General features: G+C 67.3%; 12 protein-coding genes and 1 riboswitch. Of the genes, 7 read left to right on the top strand and 5 right to left on the bottom strand.

Annotated features, from left to right (window positions below; all coding sequences use genetic code 11):
• Nucleotides 1-14 precede the first annotated feature (14 nt).
• Nucleotides 15-12,908, bottom strand: a complete 12,894-nt coding sequence (locus tag DES52_RS06755; RefSeq protein WP_146237208.1) for a translocation/assembly module TamB domain-containing protein — start codon at nt 12,906-12,908, stop codon at nt 15-17.
• Nucleotides 12,909-13,003: 95 nt separating this feature from the next.
• On the opposite strand from DES52_RS06755, the gene DES52_RS06750 reads away from it, so the two are divergent.
• The 7 genes from DES52_RS06750 to DES52_RS06720 all read left to right on the top strand — a co-directional run bounded on the left by DES52_RS06750 (nt 13,004) and on the right by DES52_RS06720 (nt 20,412).
• Complete coding sequence (locus DES52_RS06750; protein ID WP_110886150.1) at nt 13,004-13,267, top strand: acylphosphatase; 264 nt, start codon at nt 13,004-13,006, stop codon at nt 13,265-13,267.
• A 39-nt stretch (nt 13,268-13,306) separates the two neighbouring features.
• Nucleotides 13,307-13,699, top strand: coding sequence for a VOC family protein (locus tag DES52_RS06745; protein WP_110886028.1), 393 nt, complete (start codon nt 13,307-13,309; stop codon nt 13,697-13,699).
• 54 nt (nt 13,700-13,753) lie between these two features.
• Nucleotides 13,754-13,879, top strand: a riboswitch (SAM riboswitch).
• A gap of 120 nt (nt 13,880-13,999) precedes the next feature.
• On the top strand, nt 14,000-15,331 hold the full coding sequence (locus tag DES52_RS06740) for an O-acetylhomoserine aminocarboxypropyltransferase/cysteine synthase family protein (RefSeq protein ID WP_110886027.1): 1,332 nt from the start codon (nt 14,000-14,002) through the stop codon (nt 15,329-15,331).
• A complete protein-coding gene (locus DES52_RS06735; RefSeq protein WP_110886026.1) occupies nt 15,328-16,302 on the top strand; it encodes a homoserine O-acetyltransferase family protein in 975 nt (324 codons plus the stop codon). The genes DES52_RS06740 and DES52_RS06735 overlap by 4 nt, the downstream gene beginning before the upstream one ends.
• Before the next feature lie 128 nt (nt 16,303-16,430).
• Nucleotides 16,431-18,062, top strand: a complete 1,632-nt coding sequence (locus DES52_RS23410; RefSeq protein ID WP_110886025.1) for an HD-GYP domain-containing protein — start codon at nt 16,431-16,433, stop codon at nt 18,060-18,062.
• Nucleotides 18,063-18,153: 91 nt separating this feature from the next.
• Entirely contained in the window at nt 18,154-18,861 is a 708-nt protein-coding gene (locus DES52_RS06725; RefSeq protein ID WP_110886024.1) for a DUF4397 domain-containing protein, read from the top strand.
• Nucleotides 18,862-18,981: 120 nt separating this feature from the next.
• Complete coding sequence (locus DES52_RS06720) at nt 18,982-20,412, top strand: molybdopterin-dependent oxidoreductase (protein ID WP_110886023.1); 1,431 nt, start codon at nt 18,982-18,984, stop codon at nt 20,410-20,412.
• Between the two features lie 102 nt (nt 20,413-20,514).
• On the opposite strand, the gene DES52_RS06715 is transcribed toward DES52_RS06720, so the two are convergent.
• From DES52_RS06715 to purH, 4 genes are all read right to left on the bottom strand, one after another.
• Nucleotides 20,515-21,183 (bottom strand): anti-sigma factor, encoded by a 669-nt coding sequence (locus tag DES52_RS06715; protein ID WP_146237207.1) that lies wholly within the window; start codon nt 21,181-21,183, stop codon nt 20,515-20,517.
• The gene (locus tag DES52_RS06710) at nt 21,173-21,715 is read right to left on the bottom strand and encodes an RNA polymerase sigma factor (RefSeq protein WP_110886021.1); all 543 of its coding nucleotides are present in this window, start codon (nt 21,713-21,715) and stop codon (nt 21,173-21,175) included. The genes DES52_RS06715 and DES52_RS06710 overlap by 11 nt, the downstream gene beginning before the upstream one ends.
• A 79-nt stretch (nt 21,716-21,794) precedes the next feature.
• A complete protein-coding gene (locus DES52_RS06705) occupies nt 21,795-22,661 on the bottom strand; it encodes a bifunctional 5,10-methylenetetrahydrofolate dehydrogenase/5,10-methenyltetrahydrofolate cyclohydrolase (RefSeq protein ID WP_110886020.1) in 867 nt (288 codons plus the stop codon).
• 8 nt (nt 22,662-22,669) lie between these two features.
• Entirely contained in the window at nt 22,670-24,169 is a 1,500-nt protein-coding gene (gene purH / locus DES52_RS06700; protein WP_110886019.1) for a bifunctional phosphoribosylaminoimidazolecarboxamide formyltransferase/IMP cyclohydrolase, read from the bottom strand.
• Between the last annotated feature and the right edge of the window lie 6 nt (nt 24,170-24,175).

The following is a 24,175-nucleotide window of genomic DNA, read 5'->3' as shown; positions in this document are numbered from 1 at the left end:
TTTCGCACGGCCGCTCAGAATCGGAAGCTGTACCCGAAGCGCAAGGTGGTGCTCGGCCCGCTTCGCACGCCGAACTGCAAGCTTTCACGGTCCGAGAGGTTGTACGCCACGGACAGCGACGGGCGAATGGTGGAGAAGTCCAACCCGACGATGGGAGTGCTGACCGAGAAGGTGAAGCGGTTGTCCGGCGTGGTGTACCGCGCGTCCAGCAAGCCTTGTCCGGACGTCGCGCCCGTGAGGTCCACTTGGTACTGCACGAAGAAGTCGCGCGACAAGTACGTGCCGAGGGTGAGTTGCGCGCGGAAGTCCGACTCGCCCGAAAGCAAGTTCGTGCGCAACCGCACGACGTCGAGGCCGAGCGCCCGGGCGAGGTTGCGCTCCACCTCGCCGAGAACGAACACGTTGAGGGCCGTGCGAATGCCGCTTTGCAAGAGCGTCGCCGCGTCGGGCACCGCTCCGATGTCCGACGTGCCGTAGGCCAACAGCGCGTACAGCTCCGACTCGCCGTACGCCGCCCCGTTCGCGCGCCGATTCGGGCTGGAGAAGCGCGTGTCGAGCCGCAAGCCCGATCCTTGGCTGTCGTTCACGAACTCACCCGTGATCGACACATTCACAGTGACGCGCGCCGAACCGTCGGGCACGTCGCCGCGCGCGAGAAGTTGCAGACGTGGAAAGGCGCTCGAGCCGTCGAAGACGGCGCTTCCGTTTTGCACGAGGAATTCGTTTTCGCGCAAGAAGAGGTTGCCGCGCACGGCGTGAATCTCGCCGGTGATGCGCGGAGCGTTCGCCCGACCCGACAGCACGAGGCCGTTCGTGGCGAGCTCGGCCCGCGCGAGGTTCTCGTCGACGCGCACGCCGTTCGGGGCGCGCACCGGAATGCCGTCGAAGACGACGCGGGACAGCAGCGGACTGCTTTCCTGAGGACGCTCCTCGGTGGGCACGGGGAAGGTGCGCAGCTCTTGCGGCAGCGGACTGACGAAGGTGTTCGCGCGGGCATCGGTCGAAGATTGACCGGGTGGGGGCGTCACCCCGCTCGGCGCGTCGACACGGCCGATGAGAAGGCGGTTGAGGGTGACGGCGCCGTCTACGACGAAGTCGCTTCCACGCGATGTGATCGTCGCGGTCGCGTCCACGTTGCTTTCCCGGCCGTAAATGAAGCCGAGGGTGGGCGTGAGGCCGCGCGCCGTGACGGTGAGGCGCGTGTCGGGCAGCAAATCACCCGTGATCCTCGCCACGCCGCCTTGATTGACCGTCGCGTCGAGCGTGTATCCGCGCCCCGCCTGCACGATGTCCGCGCGCACACGTTCGAAGCGGCCCGTCTGCTGCGTCGCTAGGTCGCCGTCATACGACACCCGGGTGCCCGACAGCGCACCGCCCACGAACGTCCCGGACGCGGTGACGGTGCCGTTCGCCGCCAGCAGGCCGCGCGTCGCGACCTGCGCCGTGGCGGTCAGATCGCCCGCCGTCGTCAACGACGCCCGCAAGCTCGGCACCGTGAACGCCACGTCGGCGAGGCTGCCGGACAAGTTCGCGCCCGTCACGACCGCCGTCGGTGCGTCGTACGAACCGCCGACGAGCACCTCCAGGTCACCTCGAAGAGACGGCTCGGCGTCGCGTAGGGTCGGCACGAGACCGAGGACCGGCGTGAACGTCGTTCCTCGGAAGCTCGCGCGAAGATTCGTCTCGGCGCGCGTGAATCGCCCTTGCACGTCCCAAGCCCCCGCGCCGCTGAGCTGCACGTTGACGTTGGGAAGCTCGCGGTTGGCGTAGGTGAGGCTTCCGCTCCCCGTGAGGACGTCGCCGCCGCTCGACACGCGGATGCGCTCGGCGGCGACGTCCACGCGTCCGGACAGCAAATCGCTCAGCGGCGCGGTGACGCGGGCGACGCCCGTGACTTCGCCCGAGCCTGGCAACTCGCCGCTGAACGCTTCGAGCAACGAGCTCACCGGCAAGGCGCTGAGCGTGAAGCGGCCCGTCACGATACCCGCCGTGAGCGAGCCCACGAACTGCGAATCGCCGAGCGTGCCGCGCAAACGCCACTCGTCGTCGAAAAGAGTGCCTTCCACGCGGGCAGGCAAAGTCGTGCCGCCGCTTTCGAGGTCGGTCGAGCGCAGCACGAACGTCGCCCCACCGTCCGCGAAGGTCGCGTTGCCGCTCACGCGTCCCCGCAAGTTCGGCGCGACCTTGAGCTCGGCGAGCGACACGCCTTCCAGACGAGCGTCGAGGCGATACGAAGCGCCTTCCGACCGCGCTCGATACCCGAGGGCGGGCGCGAAGTCGGCGAGCAAGGAGCGGGCGTTGCCGCTTCCGTCGAGCGTGACGCGACCGACATCGCTGGACAAGGTGCCGCGCAAGGCCACCTCGTCGTTCGTGACGCCGAGGCTGGCGTCGAGGCGTGCCGTGACGCCCGAGGCGGTCAACGGGTACCCGCTCGCCGTGACGCGGCCGCTCACACCCGCCTCGGCGAGGGTCAGCGATCCTTCCAGCGTTCCGTCACCCGAGCGGAGGTTCGCCGTGACGGTTCCTTGCAACGGCGAGAGGTTGGTGACGCGCGCGGCGACGGTACCCTTTGACGTCGCGATCTTCGCGTCGGCCGTGACGCGGCCCTCGGAGAAGGTCGCACGTACGTCGAGGTCGCCCGCGAGGGGTACGTCCACCACCGGAATCGTCAGGTCGCCGAGGGCGCCCGCCACACGACCCGCGAACGAGCCGCGATTCGAGGCGAACTCGTAGGTCCCTTGACCCGTCACGGTTCCTCGCACCTCCGGCACGCGCAGCGAGGCGAGGTCGAGGCCGGGCAAGTCGAGGTCGACGCGCTCGCGCGTGACGATCGCGCGTCCCTCTCGACGCCCGTCGGACACGGTGAGCTCGCCGCCCGCCGTTCCCACGCGGCCGCGCGCCGTCCATCCGCCGAACGCCGCGTCGACGTTCGCCGTGGGCTCGCTCAAGGTGCCGCCGACGGTGGCGGCGACGTCGAAGCCGTCCCGAGCGAGGCGAATGTTGCCGTCGAGCTTGTCGGCTCGCACTTGCACGGCGCCCGAAGCCCGCGTGGTCGGCCCGTCGGCGAGGCGCACGACGACCCCGCTGGCGGATGCACTCAGCAAGGCGTTCGCGCCCAGCAAGCCCGCGTCGCCACGGACCGTGGGGCTGGAGAAGGAACCGCCCAAGGTCAGACGCGCTTCACGCGTCAGCAACGCCTCGGGCAGTCCCGTCACGCGCGCCGTGCCGTTCCAGCCGTTCGCCTCGCTGCCCGTCACGTCGAACGTGGCGTTCGCGCCGCCTACCGCGGCTCGTCCGCTCGCGCTGACGCGGCCCTCGGCATACTTCACGGCGGCCTCGGCTTCGACGGCACCTCGCGTCTTCACGGTGACGTCCGCCGTCGCGGCGAGCGTGGCCCGTCCGCTCGCCGTCACGTCCAACCCGGCCACCGTCGCTGCCAAGTTCGTCAGCGTGACGTCCTGACCCTCGAGCGTCGCGACGACCTGTCCTGCTTGCGAAGCGCGCACCGCCAGGGAATCGACGGGCCCTTCGGCACGCACGGCGAGGTCTGCGATTCGAACGCCCGCACGTTCGACGCCCGTGAGGCCCGCGTCGAGCGCGAGCGTCGGTCGGACCGACGTGAAGTCGAGCGATCCGCGCGCGGACAAGCGGCCCTGCACTTCGAAGGCGTCGAGCGCCCCGAGGTCGAGGCCCGGTACGTCGATGTCGACCCGTTCGCGCGTGACGGTGACTCGACCCTCCGCTCGGCCGTCCGACACGATCAACGACCCGCCCGCCGAGCGCACCGTTCCCCGAAGGGCGAGACCCCGGAACGACGCGTCGAGCGTGGCAGCGGGATCCCCCGGCGAACCGCTCACGGTCGCGGCGACATCGAGACCGTCGCGCGCGAGGCGCACGTCGCCGCTCAGCGCGTCCGACGTGATTCGCAGGGTGCCCGAAGCGCGCGTCGAAGGTCCGTCGGTGAGGCGCGCCGTGGCGCCCTCGATGGACGCGCTCAAGGCGACGTTCGCGCCGAGCACGACCGCGCCGCCTTTCAGCGTAGGCTGAGCGAACGTACCGCCGAGCGTCAAGGGCACGTCGCCCGTCACGAGCGCCTCGGGCAAGCCGCCGACACGCACGGCGCCGTTCCAACCGCCCGCTTCGCTGCCCGTCGCGTCGAACGCGGCCGTCGCCCCGCTCGCCGCGACGCGACCTCGAGCAGTCACTCGTCCGCCGTCGTAGCGAACGGTCGCCTCGCCGCTCAATGGGCCGTTCGCGCTCAAGGTCGCGTCGACCGGTCCGTTCGTGCTCGCCCGTCCGCTCGCCACGATGTCCGCGCCGAACGCGCGGAGCGCGAGGCCGCGCACGTCCAACGTCGCCTGACGCAACGTGGCGACGTCGCGCCCGCCTTGAGACGCCGTCAGCTCGTAACCGCGTCCGTCGAGCGTTCCGCGCACCGCGAGGTCGTCGAGACGAACGCCCGAACGCTCGACGGACGCGAAGCTCCCGGCGACCGTCAGGCGCGGCGCCGTCACGGAACCGCCGCCCGCGACGGTCAGCCCACCCGTTCCGCTCGCGCCGAGCAACGCCAACGGCGTGACGCGCGCGTTCAAATCGAAGGTCGGCACGAGGCCCGCCAGCGTGACGTCACCTTGCAGCAACGATCCCGCGCTCAGGACGTAGCGGCCCGTGCCGTCTCCGCGAACGACGACCTCGTCCGGCAAGGTGCGCACCCGGCCGCGCAGTTCGCCGCGCAAATTCGGCCACATTCCGGCCAAGTCCAAGTTGACACGGTTGGTTCCGCTCGTCGCCGTGCCGTACAGTCGCACGTCCACGCCGACAGGGGAGAACGACACGGACCGAACGTCCGCGAACAAGCGTCCCTGGACGTCACCACGCAAATCGGCCGTGACATGGGCGCGCGGCGAGCGCAACCGCCCGAACACCAAGGCGCGCGCCGTGCCCTCGGTCCGAGCGAGTTCGACGTTGCCCGACACCGCCGGGTCGGTGAGGTCGCCCGTGAGGGTCGCCGTGCCGGAGATGCGCCCGACGCTCGGCAACTCGAACGATTGCGCGCTCACGCGCACGCCTTGCGGCAAGCTGCCGCGAGCAGTCAGGGTCGTGTCACGAACGTTCGCGACAAGGTCGGCGTCCACACGTCGAGGCGTCCACGTCGCGCTTCCACGTACCGTGAACGCGCCGACGTCGGACTGCTCCCCGTTCACGTTCAAATTCCGGGCGACGACCTGAACGTCTCGCCCGCCGCCCGCCGTGACGGTCGCGCTTCCGTCGAGATCGAGGCGCGCCACGTTCCACTCGGCGGGCACGAGGCGCGCGAGACGAACTTGCCGTGCCTCGACGCTCGCCTCGATCTGCCCGCCTCGAATCGTCGCGCTGCCTCTCAACGCCGTCCCGTCGAAGCGCGCGGTCACGTTGCCGTCCGAGAACGAGCCGCTCAGCGCGCCGCTCAAGTCGCCTCGCGCGTCGGTCAACGCGCCCGACAAGACGGCGGTCGGACGCTGCCACGTTCCGCTCACGTCCGCGCGGCCCGTGAGGCTCAGCTCGCCCGCGCGGCCCCACACGGACCCCACGTCGAAGGCAGCGAGGTCCAAGCGGCCCGACGGAGTGCTGGGGAAGTCACGCGGGAACGTCGCCGTGACGCGTCCCTGGGCGACGTTCCCCTGGAGCGTCAACCCGCCCGAGCCGACGGCGCGCACGTCCACGTCCGCTTCGAAGGCGCGGCCCGAGACGCGGGCCGCGCCGCTCCAGCCGCTCGCGGCGCTCCAGCCGAGCGGACCCGCCAACGTGACGCGCCCGTCACGCCATGCGACGTCCACGCGGCCGTCGAGGCTTGCCGATTCCAAGCCCGCGTCGACGCTTCCATGCGCTTGCGCGTTCAATGAAGGACCGCTGGCGTCGACGCGCCAATCTTGGCCCAGAAGACGGGCGGAGAGGGCCGTGTCGGGCACGGTCACGCTCGTCCCGTCGACGCTCGCGCCGTTCGTGCGGCCCGACGCGCGGACGTCGAGCTTCGAAAGAATGCCCCCGACCGAGACGTCGTAGCGCCCCGGCAGGACCGCGGTGACGTTCGCTGATCCAACGAGCTTCAGGGACGGATAGACTTCACCGCTCGCCGTGACGAAACCGAGATCGGCGCGTTCCGCCCGCAGCGACGTCACGGCGAGACGCGCCCCGTCGAAGTGCACGTTCGCGAAGAGCGCCGCGCCCGACACCTCGCCGAGCACGGTGCCGCGCACGTCGGAAAGACTTCCCGAGAACGTGGCGCTCGCACGTCCCTCGACGTCCGCGAAGGCACGCAGCGTCGGAACGTTCGCGCGCCCGTCGCCGCGCCACTCGCCGCTCGTGTTGCTCGCGCGAACGTCGAACGAGGCCCCGTCCACTGCGCCGGTTAGAACGACGTTCGTCGTGGAGAGCGTGCCGCCCAGCGTCACATCGCGTCCTTCCACGCGACCTCGCGCGGAAATTCGCGCTTCCCGCCTCACGTCGCCCGTGAGGACACCATTCAGACCTGCCACTTCGAACGTGGCGTTCGCTCGCGGCAGCAGATCGCCGTGCACCGCGAAGCCTCGCCTCGCGACCTCACCGGTCACGTTCGCTCCGACCGCGCCGCTCCGAATCGTGACGGCGCCCGCGACCCGCGCGTCGTCACGATTAGCCTCCACGCTCAAGTCCGCGCTCGCACGGTTCACGTCGAGATTCGGAAGCGTGAATCGTCCGCGCGCCGCGCCGCGCAACGCACCGACGTCGACGAAGCGGCGCAGGACTCCGAGGTTCGCGACGAGGTTCTCACCGCGCAGGTCACGGCCGTCGAACGACAAGTCCACGGCAACGTCGGGGTGGCGCACCGCTCCGGTCGCGCGCACGCCGTCCTCCCACGACACCTCGCCTCGCGCGGTGAGCGGCCCGTTCAGCAAACGCGTTCCGACGAGCGACACGGTCGCCGTCGAACCGTTCACTTGAACGCGCGCCTCGCCCGGCGTGAAGTCGGTACGAACTTCGCTCGGCAGCAAGGAACGTGCGGCGGACAAACTCACGCTCACGTCACCTTTCAGGCTCGGCAGGACCGCGAGGTCGCCTCGGGCGGGACCTGCGAGTCGAACGGCGATGGTGGTTCCTCGTCCGAGGATCGTCGCGGTCCCTCGATCGGCACCCAGGACGTACGGCAGGGCTTGAGAGCCGCCGAACGCTCCCTGGATGTACGTCAAGTCGCCGACACGCGCCTCCAGCCTCGTCGGGAAGAGCGTCAGGGGCAAGGTGACTTCCGGTAATTCCGCCCGAACGCCGCTCAGCTCTGCTCCTTGTCGATTCAGCCGAACGCGACCGCGCAATGTGTCGAGCCCACCGCCAGCCTCGGCCGTTCCCCAGGCTCCCGTCACCCTCAACGAGACGTCCTTCACGTCGTTCGGCAAGCGCACGCTCGCCGTGCCATCGATGCGCGTACCTGCCACGGACCCGTCGAGCACGACGCGTCCCCGATCGGCGCGCAACCGCAGGCCAGCACCGGTCAATTCACCGCTCACGAGACCTTCGCTGGCCGAGAGATTCCCGTTCACGCGGCGGTCGCCGACCGTCAAATCCGACACGCGCGCTTGCCAAGACTGAAGAGACGTCGCATCGAAGCGCGCCGAGCCACCACCCGCATCGAACAACTCGCCATGGGCGCGAATAGCCGCCGCTCGTCCCGAAAGCGTGGCATTCACGAAGTACGGCGCCAGGCGGCCTCGCACCTTCGCCTCGTACGACAACGTTTCGGCGTCGAGCCGACCGCTCGCCGTGAAGCCGCGTCCGCGCCCGGAAACGCTCAAAGCACGCCAAGGCCCATTCGCGGCGACCGTGAATTCGCCGAGGGTCGCGTTCGCGCTAAGGCGCCCGGCGAAGTTCGCGCCGAACGTGCCGTCGATGCTCAATCGGCCCGTTTCGCCCAGGGCCTCGAACACCTGGGTGCCCGTGGCCCGCACGGATCGCCCATCGTAAACGAACGTCAAGTCGCCGAGGCGTCCCGAAGCGCCCAGCGTGGGTGTCAACGTGCCCGCCGCCCGCAAGGTCTGAGCGGGAACGCGAACGCCGGAGACGTCGAGCGGCCCCGTTCGGCCCGTGGCGGTCCAGCGAAGCGCGTCGAAGCGTCCGCTCAGACTCGCCGACACCGTCTGTCCTTGCCAAGTCAGGGGACCGCTGACGTCCACGTTCGGGTACACGCGTCCCGCGACGTCGAAGGTCGCGTTCGAGTACTCGCCTTTCAGGCGCGCGGTGAAGCCATCGAGCGTTCCCTCGACACTGCCGTTCACACGGGCGCCCAGAGCCGCGGCGTCGAGGGTGGCGTAACCACGGCCCTGCTGGAAGCTGACGTCCGCACGACCCGTCAAGTCACCAATGCCTGTCAACGCTCGGAAGGCCGCAAGATCCAAGGCGCCTCGTGCGCTCACCTGACCGTTCCGTACGGTGCCGCGCAGGGTCTCTTTTCGGCTGGTCACGTCGAAGCGCACGCCGTCCTGGAAGCGAACGTTGGCGTTCACGTCGGCTTCGACAGCGCGGAGGGTCGTGGCGAAGTCGCCGCTCAAGCGCGTTTCACCGACCACCCGCACGCCCCGCACACTGCCGTCGAGCGTCGCCCGCGTTCCAAGGCCGCGCACAGTAACGTTCGCGTCGGGTCCGCTTGCACGGGCCTGTCCGAACAAACCGCCGTCTCGGTACGTGATGTCCCCCGTCGTTTCATACCCGGCGACGTTCAAGCCGCGCAAGGCGAGCGCGACGGTCCCGTCGCGCCACGAAGCGTTGCCACGTTGGAAGGCCCAGGAGGCTCGGTTCTGTGCCAGGTCGACGTTCACGGGCCCGGCGAGTGGGCCGTTGACGAGCGGGACGTTGGCGGCGAGACGTCCGTCGAGCTGCTTGGCGTTCACGTCGAAGCGCCCGCTGCCGTTGAGATTGACGCCGGAAACCTCGAAGTTTTTGGCCGTCCACGTGCCGATGCCTTTCGGGCTCAACGTGGCCTGAAGGTTGCCGAGGTTCAGCGCGAGACCCTGCGACCCGTAGCGTCCCGTCCCCGAGAAGGCCAGCCCTTCGTACGCCAACCGCTTGATGTCAAGGCGAATGTTATCCAACGACCCGACTGCTGAAGCACGTAAGGTCGCCCCCAGAGCCGCGGCGTCGAGGGTGGCGTTGCCACGGCCCTGTTGGAAGGTGACGACGGCACGCCCCGTCAAGTCTCGGATGCCTGTCAACGCTCGGAAGGCCGCGAGGTCCACCGTACCCTGCGCGTTCACCTGGCCGTCTCGTACGGTGCCGCGTAGCGTCTCTTTTCGGCTGGTCACGTCGAAGCGCACGCCGTCCTGGAAGCGAACGTTGGCGTTCACGTCGGCTTCGACAGCGCGGAGGGTCGTGGCGAAGTCGCCGCTCAAGCGTGTTTCACCGACCAGCCGCACGCCACGCACGCTTCCATTGAGCGTGGCGTTCTGCCCGAGGCCGCGCACAGTAACGTTCGCGTCGGGTCCGCTTGCGCGAAGCAATCCGTGCACGTCACCATCTCGGTACGTGATGTCACCTGTCGTGTCGTACCCGGCGACGTTCAAGCCACGCACGGACAAGCCGAATTCATCGCCTCGCCACGAAGCGTTGCCACGTTCGAAGGTCCACGAGGCTCGGTTTTGTGCCAGGTCGACGTTCACGAGACCAGCAAGGGGGCTGTTGACGAGCGGGACGTTGGCAGCGAGACGTCCATCGAGTTGCTTGGCGTTGACGTCGAAGCGTCCGCTGCCGTTGAGATTGATGCCGGAGAACTCGAAGTTCTTGGCCGTCCACGTGCCAAGCCCTTTCGGGCTCAACGTGGCCTGAAGGTTGCCGAGGTTCAGCGCGAGACCTTTCGATCCGTAACGTCCCGTCCCCGAGAAGGTCAGCCCTTCGTATTCCAACTGCTTGATGCGTAGGCGAACGTCATTTAGCGACCCGACTGCTGAAGCACGCAAGGTCGCCCCGAGAGCCGCGGCGTCGAGGGTGGCGTTGCCACGGCCCTGTTGGAAGGTGACGACGGCACGACCCGTCAAGTCTCGGATGCCTGTCAATGCTCGGAAGGCAGTGAGATCCACAGCGCCCTGCGCGTTCACCTGGCCGTCTCGTACGGTGCCGTGCAGGGTCTCTTTTCGGCTGGTCACGTCGAAGCGCACGCCGTTCTGGAAGCGGACGTTGGCTCGCACGTCACTGCCCACGAGGGCGAGAGTCGTGGCGAAGTCACGCGAAAGGCTTGTTTGTCCTCGCACTTGCGCGCCACGCACGCTTCCATTCAGCGCGGCGTTCTGCCCGAGGCCGCGCACAGTAACGTTCGCGTCGGGTCCGCTTGCGCGAAGCAATCCGTGCACGTCACCGTCTCGGTACGTGATTTCCCCCGTGGTTTCATACCCGGCGACGTTCAAGCCTCGCAAGGCGAGCGCGACGGTCCCGTCGCGCCATGAGGCGTTGCCACGTTGGAAGGCCCAGGAGGCTCGGTTTTGTGCCAGGTCGACGTTCACGGGCCCGGCAAGCGGGCTGTTGATGAGCGGAACGTTGGCGGCGAGACGTCCGTCGAGTTGCTTGGCGTTCACGTCGAAGCGTCCGCTGCCGTTGAGATTGACGCCGGAAACCTCGAAGTTTTTGGCCGTCCACGTGCCGATGCCTTTCGGGCTCAACGTGGCCTGAAGGTTGCCGAGGTTCAGCGCGAGACCTTTCGATCCGTAACGTCCCGTCCCCGAGAAGGTCAGCCCTTCGTATTCCAACTGCTTGATGCGTAGGCGAACGTCATTTAGCGACCCGACTGCTGAAGCACGCAAGGTCGCCCCGAGAGCCGCGGCGTCGAGGGTGGCGTTGCCACGGCCCTGCTGGAAGGTGACGACGGCACGACCCGTCAAGTCCCGAATGCCTGTCAACGCTCGGAAGGCCGCAAGATCCACCGTACCCTGCGCGTTCACCTGGCCGTCTCGTACGGTGCCGCGTAGCGTCTCTTTTCGGCTGGTCACGTCGAAGCGCACGCCGTCCTGGAAGCGAACGTTGGCGTTCACGTCGGCTTCGACAGCGCGGAGGGTCGTGGCGAAGTCGCCGCTCAAGCGCGTTTCACCGACCACCCGCACGCCCCGCACACTGCCGTCGAGCGTCGCCCGCGTTCCAAGGCCGCGCACAGTAACGTTCGCGTCGGGTCCGCTTGCACGGGCCTGTCCGAACAAACCGCCGTCTCGGTACGTGATGTCCCCCGTCGTTTCGTACCCAGCGACGTTCAAGCCGCGCAAGGCGAGCGCAAAGCTTCCGTCGCGCCACGAAGCGTTGCCACGTTCGAAGGCCCAGGAGGCTCGGTTTTGTGCCAGGTCGACGTTCACGGGCCCGGCGAGTGGGCCGTTGACGAGCGGGACGTTGGTGGCGAGACGTCCATCGAGTTGCTTGGCGTTGACGTCGAAGCGCCCGCTGCCGTTGAGATTGATGCCGGAGAACTCGAAGTTTTTGGCCGTCCACGTGCCGATGCCTTTCGGGCTCAACGTGGCCTGAAGGTTGCCGAGGTTCAGCGCGAGACCTTTCGATCCGTAGCGTCCCGTCCCCGAGAAGGTCAGCCCTTCGTATTCCAACTGCTTGATGCGTAGGCGAAGGTCGCTCGGGGTGCCGTTCGCCGTTCCTCTGATGAGGACGCCCGACGGACGTCCGTCGACGCTCGCGCTCGTCGCACCCGTGCGCAGGTCATAAGAAGCGCGTACGCGACCCGCCAGCGCTTCACCTGCCGCCGTGAGTTGGTCGCCTTTCAGTGTCGCCGTGACACGAAGAGGATCGCGGAGCAGGTGGCCCGTCGCCGTGGCGACGACCGACTCTCCGAGCTTCCAAGTCGCCGCGACGTGCTGATTCTCGTCCAACAGGCGCGTCTCGGCGCTGCCGGTGGCGACGCTCGTACCGTCGGCGGTGAGACGGTACGCGGCGACGAGGTCGCGAAAGGGAACGCTCGCGATTTCACCCTTGGCTCCGCTCGCGTTCACCTCGACGCTCGAACGGTCCCAGCCGCCCGCCGTCGCCTGTAGCTTCAAGACGCCGCTTCCGTCTACGCCGAAAGCACGGGCGAGGTTCGACACGTTGGGAGTCGCTTGGGCGGTGATGTCCCAACGCTCGCGGGCGAGGTTCGCCTTGCCCTTCAGTGTCACGGGACCGCCGAGCCCGACCCCGGCCAGGGTCGTGTCGAACTGGTCGCCGCGCTGATGCACTTCACCTCGGATGTCGCGAACCGTCACGAACGACGCTTCCGGGACGATCAAGAGGCCGCCCGTGAGCGTGAGGTCGCCGCGAACGTCGCCGCCTCGCAGGGTGTAGCGACCTCGGAACTCGCCGCCGCGGACGCCGTTCCAGTATTGCCGCAGCAAGGTCGCGTCGGCGCGGACGTCGGCCGTCGCGGCGAGATCGCCGTTCTCGACGGCGTAACGTGCAGCCACGTTCGCCGTTCCGTTCTTCGAGACGGCGCGGACGTTGAGCGTGCCGTCGCGTCCGCTGACCGTGAGGCGGGCGTTCGGCAACGCCAAGCCGCCGGAGTTCACGTTGACGCGCACGTCCTGCACGTCGAGGTCCTCGGGCCAGACGCGCCATCCGCCTTGCGCGGGCTGAGACAGCACCTTCTTGAGGTCGACGTTCACGTCCGCGCCCTTCACGCGGCCCGTGATGCGCGCCTGCTGGCCGCCGAGATCGAGGCTACGGACGCCCAGTGTCACTTCGTCCGCCCGTCCGCTCAGTCCCGGCCCTTCGATGCGTACGCCTCGAAGCGTCGGACGCCAAAGCGGGCCCGACACCGCGGCCGCCGAGATTTTGGTATCCCCCGGGATGCGCGACAGGAGTTGACGTCCATAAAAAGGTGTTCCGAAGAAGAGCAAGATGAGCAGGATGCTCAAGGTGAGCAAGAGCATCCATCGGAGGCGAGTCACACAGGCATTCTAGAAGATGAGAGATGAGGACGGACTACCATGAAGGCAGCCTTCAGTCAGATTCGTCAGGCGGCGCGGGACTTTACACTGCCGTCATGCGAATGACCGCCCTCATTTCCGGAACGGTGCAAGGTGTCGGATACCGCCGTTACGTGCAAAGGCACGCTCTCGACCTCGCGGTCGCCGGTTACGCCGAGAACTTGTCGGACGCCCGCGTCGAAGTCGTCGCGGAAGGTGCGCGCGAAGATTTGGACCGCTTGCTTCACTGGATTCGCCGAGGCCCTCCGCACGCTTCGGTCGATCACGTCGACGTTCAATGGAGCGAGGAAACCGGACTGTCGGGCTTCTACGTCTATTAGCGAATTGACTTGCCGAGTTCTGCTGATTACGATGCGCGCATGACCCTTCGCTTCGACATGATCGGCCTCGTCGTGCTCGACATGGCCGCGTCCGTGGCGTTCTACCGCTCGCTCGGCTTGACGTTTCCCGAAGGCGCGGAAAGCGAGGGGCACGTGGAGGCGACGTTGCCGAACGGCTTGCGCTTCGCCCTCGACACCGTCGATGTCATCCTCACGTTCGATCCGGCTTGGAAAGCGCCGATCGGCTCGTCGCGCGTCGGCCTCGCCTTCCTGTGTCGATCGCCCGAGGACGTCGACGCCAAGTTCGCCGATCTCGTCGCGTCGGGCGTCACGCCGCACAAGGAGCCGTGGGATGCCTTTTGGGGACAACGCTACGCCGTGGTGAAAGACCCGGACGGCAACACCGTCGACCTCTTCGCCCCGCTCTCTTGACGCTTCGCCGAAAACCGCATAACCTGTCTCATGCTTGGCGTCACGTCCGAGCAACTCTTATCAAGAGCGCCCGAGAGACCTGGCTCACCGACGGCGCAGCAACCGGCCCTCATCACGGCAACGGTGCTCCCTCCAGCCTGAGAAATCGCCGACGATGGCGCGCCTCGGGACCGATAAGGGAAGGCAAGGTCACGAAATACTGATCCCCTTCTCTCCGGAGAGGGGGATTTTTCAGTCCCCCGAAGCAACTTCAAGCTCGCGCCCCTTTGGGGCCGCCTTGTTTCTTATGGAGGACTCTTCATGACGCACGACGCTTCTCGCAAGCCCCGCTTCGAAACCTTGCAAGTCCACGCCGGCCAGTCGCCCGATCCTGTCACGGGCTCGCGCGCCGTGCCGATCTACCAAACGACGAGCTACAACTTCAAAGATGCCGCCCACGCCGCCGATTTGTTCGGCCTGCGGGCGTTCGGCAACATCTACAGCCGCATCATGAACCCCACCAACGCCGTGTTCGAAGAGCGCATCACCGCCCTCGAAGGCGGCACGATGGCGGTCGCCGTGGGCTCCGGGCACGCCGCCCTCCTCGTGACGATCCTGACCCTCGCGCAATCGGGGGACAACTTCGTGTCCTCGCCGAACCTCTACGGCGGCACGTACAACCTCTTCAAGGTGACGCTGCCGCGCCTCGGCATCCAAGTGCGCTTCACGTCGTCCGAAGAGCGCCCCGAAGAGTTCGCCGCTCTCACGGACGACAAGACGAAAGGCTTTTACCTCGAGACGCTCGGCAATCCCGCCCTCAACGTGCCCGACTTCGATGAAATCGCGAAGGTCGCGCGTGACTTGGGCGTCGCCGTCATCGTCGACAATACCTTCGGGCAAGGCGGCTATCTCTTCCGGCCATTCGAGCACGGTGCGAACATCATCACGCACTCCGCGTCGAAGTGGATCGGCGGACACGGCACGGCCATCGGAGGCGTCCTCATCGACGGCGGCAACTTCGACTGGGGCAACGGTCGCTACCCGCTCTTCACCGAGCCGAGCCCCTCGTACCACGGCCTCAACTTCTGGGAGACCTTCGGTGAAGGCAACCCGCTGGGCCTTCCCAACGTCGCCTTCGCGATTCGCGCGCGCGTCGAGAACTTGCGCGATCTCGGTCCGACGCTCGCGCCGCACCACGCCTCGCTGTTCATCCAAGGCCTCGAGACTCTCAGCTTGCGCGCCGAGCGGCACGTGGAGAACACCCGTAAGCTCGCCGCGTGGCTCGCGACGCGCCCCGAAGTCAGCAAGGTCACGCACCCCGACTTGCCGTCCCATCCGCACTTCGAGCGCGCCCGCAAGTACCTTCCGAAAGGCGCGGGCTCGATCCTGACCTTCGAATTGCGCGGCGGACGCGAAGCGGGCGAGGCGTTCGTGAACAACGTCAAGCTGGCTTCGCTGCTCGCGAACGTCGGCGACACGAAGACGCTCGTGATCCACTCGGCGAGCACCACGCACAGCCAACTCACGGAAGGCGAGCAACGCGCGGCGGGCGTCACGCCGGGTTTGGTTCGCGTGTCGGTGGGCATCGAGCACATCGACGACATCATCGCCGACTTCCAGCAAGCCTTCGCTCGCGTTCCGGAGCTGGTATGAGCGTGGCCTTCGACCTCTTCCGGGACGTCGACACGACCCGCACGCAGACGGCCTTGCTGTTTCGCGATCGTCCGCTCACGCTCGACTCGGGGGCGCAAGTTCGAAATCTACGCGTCGCGTACCGCACGTGGGGCAGCCTGAGTCCCGCGAAGGACAACGCCGTCTTGATTCTGCACGCCCTTACGGGTGACGCGAACGCGGACGTGTGGTGGCCCGCCCTGCTACGTGAAGGCGGCGCGCTCGATCCGAACCGCTCCTTTCTCGTGTGCGCGAATGTCGTCGGCGGGTCTGCGGGCAGCACGTCGGCCGCCGAACTCGGCCATGACCTCACGATTCGGGACATGGTGCGCGTTCAAGCCGAACTTCTCGACCTCCTGGGCGTCGACAAGGTCACCGTCATCGGCGGATCGATGGGCGGAATGCTCGCCCTCTCGTTCGTCACGCAGTACCCCGACCGGACCGAGCGGGCCGTGATCGTCGGAGCGCCGCAGCGGCAAAGCGCGTGGGCCGCCGGTTTCAATCACGCCAAGCGCGCCGCGATCGCCCTCGATCCCGAACGCGGCCTCGAAATCGCGCGGATGTTCGCGATGCTAACGTACCGCTCGCCGCTCAGCTTGGAGCTCAGCCAAAGCGGTGAAAGTCCTTGCACACCCGGTGCGCGCGCCATCGACACCTACCTCGATCATCAAGGCGAGAAGTTGCGCCGCCGCTTCGACTCCGCGAGCTACGTGTGCCTCACCAAGGCCATGGACGCTTTCGACGTGCCCGACGCCGCCTTGCGCCGAAACGAAGTGCCGACGCTCGTCGTCGGGATCTCGTCCGACGAGTTGTATCCGGCGTCGGAAGTGCGCCTGCTCGCCGCGAAGCTGGGTGAAAGCACGTACTGGGAACTGCAAAGCCCGCACGGCCACGACGCCTTCCTGATCGACGCCGACAATCTCGCTCGGCGCGTGAAGAGCTTCCTGGGCTGACGTCGGAGCTTCCGTGATGGGGCGAGGCGAACGATCGTTCGCCTCGCCCCATCACCGCTCACCGATCGTTTATCATCGATCTGCATGACCCCCTGCAGCACCACGTCGCGGATTTGGCAGGAGGAGCGGTGACCCTGCCCGACGCGGAGGCGCCTTCGGACCGGACGCTTTTGCGGCGCACGTTTCAGTCGGCGCGCTCGTTGCTTTCACGCATCGACGGACCGTCCGACGACGACTACCGAACCTTGATGGACTTGGCGGCGGCGCTCATCGACGGCCACGACGCCGCCGCGTTGTTCGTGCGCGAGCGGGGCACCTTTCGTGTGCGCGTCACGTCGGGCGCTTCGGCGGTGCTCATCGACCGACGTGTCGACGCCAAGGCGTTCTTGCGCTGGTTCGACGCGCGATCAGGACGACCCGAAGGTCGGCCACGGGCTCCTCTGGTGTGCCGCGGCCACGACGCCCACTCGGCCGAAACCTTGTTGATCGCGGGCGAAGACGAAATGCCGCCCGGAACTCCGCACGTCCGAGCGTCCCTCACCGTTCCCGTCGAGGTGGACGCCCGAATCACCGCCGTGCTGCACCTCGAAAACCACTTCGACGAGAATGCCTTCACGGGGGAGCAGGAGCAGACGGCGAGCGAAATCGCCGAGCACGTCGGTTTTCTGCTGACCGCCGCCGAGCACCGCGCGCGAGAAGCGGCGCGCAACCGCGAGTTGGAAATGCTTTCCGCGTTGAACGTCGCCTTGCGGCCCGCCCGAGCGCCGGGGGAAGTCGAGGAGATCCTCGTTCAGCAGACGGTCGTCCTGCTCGGCACGCGGTACGCGACGTTGTTGCGCTACGATCCCGTCCGCGACACGCTCGTCACGACGGCTTCGTCAGGACAGCACGCGCCCGAGTCGGGCCTCTTGCTGCGGCGCGGTGAAGGCTTGTCTTGGACGGCGGTCGAGGCTCGGTCCGTGACCTGCTTTCAAGACGCCTTGCGAGATCCGCGCGCGTTCGTCCTCACGCCCGTCGAGTCGCTCGCGACGTTGTACGCGCCCCTCCTGGCCGCGTCGGGGGAATTGCTCGGCGTGCTCGCCGTCGGTCGACTCGACGCGCCGTTCACGACCGCCGAGGTGCGCCTTGCCGAGGCGTTCGCGTCGGCGGGCGCGACCGCCTTGGAACGCGCGTTGGAGACGCGCGCCGTCAAGGAAACCCGAGAGGGCGCCTTGCTCGCCTTGGGGCGCGCCCTCGAAGTGCGCGACTTCGAGACGCGCGGGCACACCGAGCGCGTCGTGCGTTGGGCCGAGCAACTCGGGCGGGCCTTCGGCTTGCCGAGCGGCGAACTCGAAGCGTTGCGTCAAGGCGCGTACTTGCACGACATCGGCAAATTAGGTCTGCCTGACGGCGTGTTGCTCAAACCCGGCGTGTTCGAAGAGCACGAGCGTCGCCTCATGCAAGCGCACACGACAATCGGAGACGCCCTCGCGCGTGGCATTCCGACGCTGCCCGAGCAGGCACGTCAAGTCGTGCGCTTCCACCACGAGCGCTGGGACGGCGCGGGCTACCCGGACGGGCTGGTCGGCGAGGCGATTCCGCTGCTCGCGCGTCTGTTCGCCGTCGTGGACGTGTACGACGCGCTGCGCAGCGCGCGTCCTTACAAGCGGGCGTGGACGCACGAAGCCGCCATGGCGGAAATCGAGCGCGAAGCGGGCCGTCAATTCGACGCGCGCGTCGTCCGCGCCTTCTTGAACCTCGTGCGCACCCTCGAAGACTGAGCGTGGATCTTCACGCAACCTTCAGTGTCGGGCACGCCGACATCCGATCCTTTCCAGGCTGCGAACAACAGAGTGAAAGGTAGGAAAAACCATGAAGAACATCATCCTGTCCGCCCTCGCCCTCACCGTCACGCTCGCCGCCGCGCAAGGCACCACGCCCATGACGGGCATGAACATGGACACGTCGTTCGTGCGCGTCGTGCACGCCTCGCCCGACGCACCTGCCGTGGACGTCTACGTGGACGGAACGCGCACCGTCGCGGGCGCCGCCTTCAAGGCCGTCACGACGTACGGCAACGTGAAGGCGGGCCGCCACAACGTCGTCGTGACCGTCGCGGGCGACAAGAGCAAGAAGGTCCTCGAAACGAACGTGACCTTGCGCGCCGGAACGTACTACACCGTCGCCGCGCTCGGCAAGCTTTCCAACATCGGCTTGAAGGTCTTCACGACGACGAGCCTCAACACCAACAAGGCCAAGGCGCGCCTCAACGTGTACCACCTGTCGCCGGGCGCTCCCAACGTGGACGTGCTCGCCGTGGACTACAACAACGCCAAGGTCGTGAGCAACCTCGCGTACAGCAACGTGAAGACGGCGTACGTCAACCCCATGGGCGTCAACGCGAATGTCGTTCCGGCGGGCGGGATGCAAGTCGTGAAGAACATCAGCGGCATCAACATCGCGGGTGGTAAGAGCTACTCCGTGTTCGCCGTCGGCGTCGTCGGCGGAACGGGCGACATGGCCTTCACGCTCATTCCCACCGAGGACAAGGTCGTCGCCGACTCCATGTCCGCGAAGTAACGCGCGCTTGAACTCCGGCCCACCCGGAGAGTGTTCCAAGACAGGAGGGGAGCGAGCGAGGATCGCTCCTTTCTCCTTTGATCCAAGACCTGCATACTTGAATTGACGAAAGGACGAGGCATGAACCAGCTGCGAGGCAAGCTTCTCATCGCGTGGACGACGGCCGCCCTCCTGAGCGTCCTAGGGTACGCGCTATGGCGCGCGAACCTCGTGGGCTTCGCGCCTCAGGAACTTTTCAACCGCGTCACGCAAGCGCTCGGCGTTCCGCGCGTCTTTCAGTTCATCCACTCGATCCTCGGGATCGGCCAAGACGCGAAGATCCTCGCGTTTCTCTCCGTCAGCCTGCTTTGGCTGGGCGGTTCGACTCTGCTCGGCCTGCTGCGTCCTTGGCTGGGCGCGGTCATCCTCGGGGCGCTCCTGCTGACCTTCGCGCCGCCCCTCGACGCCCTCGTGTACGGAGTCTCGTTCTTCCTGCTCCGCGTCCTGCTCGACCGTGTCTTCGCGCCGCGCGCGCAAAGTGCGGCCCCACTTCCCGTCGAGCCGAGCCGCCGCACGACCCTCGCCCTCCTCGGAGGCGGGTCGGCCCTGCTCGTCGGCGGCGGTTTGCTGAACTTCTTTCGTCAGGTGAACGGCGTCGCGCAGGCCGCTCGCGTCGTGCCCGGTCAGCCCTTGCCGTTCGGCGTCACTCCCGTCTCGCAGTTCTATTACGTCTCCAAGAACCTCGAAGCCTTCGATCCGAAGCTGAAGGAAGAAAACTGGAGGCTGAAGGTGGGCGGCCTCGTGAGCGAAGAGCGCACCTTTACCCTCGCCGACCTCCAAGAGATGCCCGCCAAGACGCTGGAACTGACCTTGTCTTGCATCTCCAACCCGCTCGGAGGGCCGCTTATCAGCAACGGAATCTGGCGCGGCGTTCCCGTGTCGGACTTTCTGCGGCGCGTCGGCGTGCAGAAGGGCGCGAAGTACGTCATCTGGGAAGCCGCCGACGGCTACATCGAGTCGCTGCCGCTCGGTCAGGCCTTCGAGGAGGACGTTCTGCTCGTGTACGAACTCAACGGCGAGCCCTTGACGCAAAAGCACGGCTTTCCGCTGCGCGTCCTGATTCCCGGGCGTTACGGCATGAAGCAGCCGCGGTGGATCACCGCGATTCGCCTGTCCGACACCGACGAGGCGGGCTACTGGGTGCAGCGAGGTTGGAGCAAGACCGCCGTCGTCGAACTCACGAGCCGCATCGACGTTCCAGCGGAGCTCAATCCCATCGTGAAAGCCGACGAGTCCACGACGCTGCACGGCATCGCCTTCGCCGGGAAAAAAGAGATCACGAAGGTCGAAGTCAGCGTCGACGGCGGCCGAACGTGGCGCGCCGCGCGCCTGGAACCCAAGCGCTCTCAGCACGCCTGGACCTTGTGGAGCCTCGACTGGACGCCGAAACGCGGCTCGTACCAACTCGCCGTGCGCGCCTGGTCGGGCGACGAAGTTCAAAAGAGCGCCGAAGCCGACGCCCTCCCCGAAGGCGCGACCGGCTACCACCGCTTTATCGTGACGGCGAGCTGAGCGGGTCCTCGCCCCCCGCGAGGACGCCTCGAACAACTCCGATTCAGCCACGAAGAGCCCCCTCACCCGTTTCGGGTGAGGGGGCTCTTCGCGCGCGAGGACTTACAGCGTCGTCACGGCGACCGGCGCGCTCGTCGGACGATCGCTGCCGCCCGGCTGCTCGAGGGTCACGCCGAACGTGCTGCCCTCGGCGACGGTGGCGGCGCTCAGGAAGGAACGGTCGCCGAACACGCCCAGAGACGCCGGGACGCCGCCCTTGATTTCCCAAGCTTGATAGACACGTCCGTCAGCGGGACGTTTCTTGAGAGAGGCGAAGACTTGGCCGTTGGCGAGGCGCACGAGCATGCCCATCGACTCGCCTTTCGCGCTCATCAGGGGACGCGAGACGGCGCCCGGCAAGTTCGCGTACCGCGCGATGTTCTGCTGAACGCGCCACTCCTGGTAAGGAGGCGTCAGCGGCACGCCGATCACGAGCAGACCCGCGACGACCGCCGCGAACGCGAGGGCGGGCACGAGGCGGCTTCGATTCGGCTTGGGAGTGAACGGAACGGGTTCTTTCGCCTTGACGTGCGAGAGGACGTCTTGAAACGACGGCGGCGTGACGGGAGCGGGCGGCAGTTGCAGCGCCATGCTCGCGAGCGCCTCTTGTTCTTCGAGCAGGCGGCGCTCTTCTTCCGGATGATCGCGCAGCCACGCTTCGACTTGCCGCTCCTCGTCGGGGGAGAGGGTGCCGATCACGTAGGACACGAGGGTATCAGGGTCAATCACCACGAGACACCTCCTTTCCGGGTTCGTCTTTGAAATAAGTCCGAAGGTGTGCGAGGGCGCCGCGAAGTTTGGACTTCACCGTGCCGAGCGGCTTGCCCGTGAGCACGGCGAGTTCCGAGTGCGAGTAGCCTTGGTAGAAGGCGAGCTCGACGAGGCGGCGTTCCTCGGTGTCCAGTGTATCCACGGCGCGCTTCACGACGTACTGCTCGTCGAGATTCGGCGAGTTCGTGGGCGCGTCCCACTCCTCGATGGGAAGGCCCGCCTGAGGGCGGTCGCGGTAGGCCGTGAGCGCGCGGCGATGCGCGATCGTCACGAGCCACGTCTTGCCGCTCGCCCGAGAAGGGTCGAAGCGCGGCGCGGCGTTCCAAGCGCTGAGGAAAGCGTCCTGAACGCACTCTCGCGCCAAATCCGCGTCGTGTAGCACGCGCCACGCGAGCGCCATGAAGTAGGAGGCGTAGCGACGATGAAGCTCTTCGAGGGCTCCTTCGTCTCGCATCGCCATGCGCTCTATCAATCGTTCGTCCGTGTCATCCATGTGACTCCTGGGCCGCACGAGTCGGCCTTTCTTTGGTATACGCGACTCGTGCGACTTCGGATGGAGAACGAAGGTCGGCTCAAGTCGAAGGTGCTTGCAACTCCAACGCGCGGGCGAAGTTCGCGAGCATCAAGGCGCTCGTGAGAGGACCGACGCCGCCCGGCACGGGCGTGATCGCCCTCACCGCGTCGGCGACGTCGGACGCGCAGTCTCCCACGACAACGTTCGCGACGACGTTGATTCCCGCGTCCACCACGACGTGGTGAGCCTTGAGGTGTCGCGCTTCGAGCAGGCAAGCCTGCCCGACCGCCACGACGACCGCGTCGCACCGCTCCACCGCGTTCCCGAGGTGCTTCGTGCGGTGGTTCACGACCGTGACGGTCGCGCCCCGATTGTTGAGCATCCAAACGAGCGGACGCCCCACCGTCCGTCCCGGTCCGATCACGGCGACGTGCGCTCCGTCGAGGTCGAGACCGTGCGACAAGAGCGTGACGCACGACGTCGGGGTGGGCGGCAAAATCGCCTCCCGTTCTCGGCCCGCGGCGATGAGCGCGAGGTTGGCGGGGGAGAGTCCCTCGACGTCCTTGCTCGGCGTGATGCACGCGAGGGCGCGGTCCGCGTCGAGGTGACACGCGAGCGGCAGTTCGAGGACGATGCCGTGCACGTCGGGCGCGCGCGACAAGGCGAGCAGGTGCGCTTCGAGGTGCGCTTGATCGACGTTTTGACCGAGGTCGACGACGCGAAGCTCGATGCCGAGCTTGCGCGCGCGCGCCGCCTTGCGGTCGACGTACACTCGCGTCGCCGAATCGTTCGACGCCATCACGACGGCCAACACGGGACAGAGGTGCGCGAACGGCGCGAGGCGCGCCTTCGTGCCGCGCGTCACGTCCGCCGCGAGCGGCGCTCCTTGTAGAAGCCGCGTTTGGAGTTGCTGAGCGCTCGTCATCAAAGTCCTCAGTGCTTGAAGTGCCGCGAGCCCGTGAAGATCATCGCGACGCCGAGCTCGTCACACGCGGCGATGACTTCCTCGTCTCGCTTCGCGCCGCCCGGCTGCACGATCGCCGAGACGCCTGCCGACGCCGCGAGGCGCACGACGTCGTCGAAGGGGAAGAACGCTTCCGACGCGAGGACGGAGCCCTCGGCGCGCTCGCCCGCGTTCATGACCGCCCGCTCGGCCGCCCAGATGCGGCTGACCGCGCCCGCCCCGACGCCGACGGTGACGCCGTCACGCGCGAGGACGACGCAGTTGCTGCGCGCGTGCTTCCCGACGCGCCACGCGAACGCGAGATCCAACCACGCCTGATCGGTCGGCTGAAGCTCCGTGACGACTTCGGGGCAGAGGTCGTCCCACACGCGCGAATCGCGCTCTTGCACGAGGAATCCGCCGACGAGCGGTCGGTAGTCGAAGCGGCCCGACTTCGCTTCGCCCGCCACGAGGACGCGCAAGTCGGGCTTCTTCGCCTGGAACCACGCGAGCGCCTCCTCGCTCACCTCGGGCGCGATGAGCACTTCGAGGAAGGTGCCGCGCATGGCTTGGGCCGCTTCCAAGTCGACCTTCGCGTTCACGGCCACGACGCCGCCGAACACGCTGAGGGTGTCCGCGTCTCGCGCCCGCTCCCAAGCGGTCTTGACGTCGTGCGCGATCGCCACGCCGCAAGGGTTGGCGTGCTTCACGGCGACGCACGCGGGCCCTTCGAATTCACGAACGAGCGCCCACGCCGCGTCGGCGTCGGCGTAGTTGTTGAAGCTCATCGGCTTTCCGGCGAGCACGACCGCGTCGAGAACGGGTCCGCGCTCGCTGCCGAGTCGGTACAAGGCCGCGGGCTGATGCGGATTTTCGCCGTAGCGCAACTCGGCCACTTGGGAAAGCTCGAGCGCCGCGCGGGTCGGCAAGTCGCTTGTGACTTCCGAAAGGTACGTCGTGATCGCCGCGTCGTACGAGCTCGTGTGCGCGTAGGCCTTCGCCGCGAGGCGCTGGCGCTCGTGCGAGTTCAAGTCGCCCCCCAGCGCGAGATTGTAGTCGGCGGGGTCCACGAGCACGATCACGCCGGGAAAGTTCTTGGCGGCGGCGCGCAGCATCGCGGGACCTCCGATGTCGATGTTCTCGAGCGCCTCGGCGAGGTCGACACCCTTCGCGATCGTCTCGCGGAAAGGATAGAGGTTGACGCACACGAGGTCGATCGCCGTGATGCCGTGCGCGGCGAGCTCGGCGAGGTGTTCCTCGTCGCGCCGCGCGAGGATGCCGCCATGAATGTTCGGATGCAACGTCTTGACGCGTCCGCCCAGAATCTCGGGGAAGCTCGTCACGTCGCTCACGGCGATCGCCGGAACGTCCGCTTCTACGAGGGCGTTCAGAGTTCCGCCCGTCGAGATGATTTCGTAGCCGCGCCCGACCAATGCACGCGCGAAGTCCACGATTCCCGTCTTGTCGCTCACCGACAGCAATGCTCGCATGTTCGC

The organism is Deinococcus yavapaiensis KR-236 (assembly GCF_003217515.1).
GTDB lineage: Bacteria > Deinococcota > Deinococci > Deinococcales > Deinococcaceae > Deinococcus_A > Deinococcus_A yavapaiensis.
This window is presented reverse-complemented; position numbering and strand designations above follow the sequence as displayed.

What these genes read in the sequence shown, in the direction of transcription:
- purH (WP_110886019.1), bottom strand. Translation starts at nt 24,169, where the DNA reads ATGCGAGCATTGCTGTCGGTGAGCGACAAGACGGGAATCGTGGACTTC.
- DES52_RS06740 (WP_110886027.1), top strand. Translation starts at nt 14,000, where the DNA reads ATGACGCACGACGCTTCTCGCAAGCCCCGCTTCGAAACCTTGCAAGTC.
- DES52_RS06745 (WP_110886028.1), top strand. Translation starts at nt 13,307, where the DNA reads ATGACCCTTCGCTTCGACATGATCGGCCTCGTCGTGCTCGACATGGCC.
- DES52_RS06710 (WP_110886021.1), bottom strand. Translation starts at nt 21,715, where the DNA reads ATGGATGACACGGACGAACGATTGATAGAGCGCATGGCGATGCGAGAC.
- DES52_RS06750 (WP_110886150.1), top strand. Translation starts at nt 13,004, where the DNA reads ATGCGAATGACCGCCCTCATTTCCGGAACGGTGCAAGGTGTCGGATAC.
- DES52_RS06735 (WP_110886026.1), top strand. Translation starts at nt 15,328, where the DNA reads ATGAGCGTGGCCTTCGACCTCTTCCGGGACGTCGACACGACCCGCACG.
- DES52_RS06720 (WP_110886023.1), top strand. Translation starts at nt 18,982, where the DNA reads ATGAACCAGCTGCGAGGCAAGCTTCTCATCGCGTGGACGACGGCCGCC.
- DES52_RS06705 (WP_110886020.1), bottom strand. Translation starts at nt 22,661, where the DNA reads ATGACGAGCGCTCAGCAACTCCAAACGCGGCTTCTACAAGGAGCGCCG.
- DES52_RS06725 (WP_110886024.1), top strand. Translation starts at nt 18,154, where the DNA reads ATGAAGAACATCATCCTGTCCGCCCTCGCCCTCACCGTCACGCTCGCC.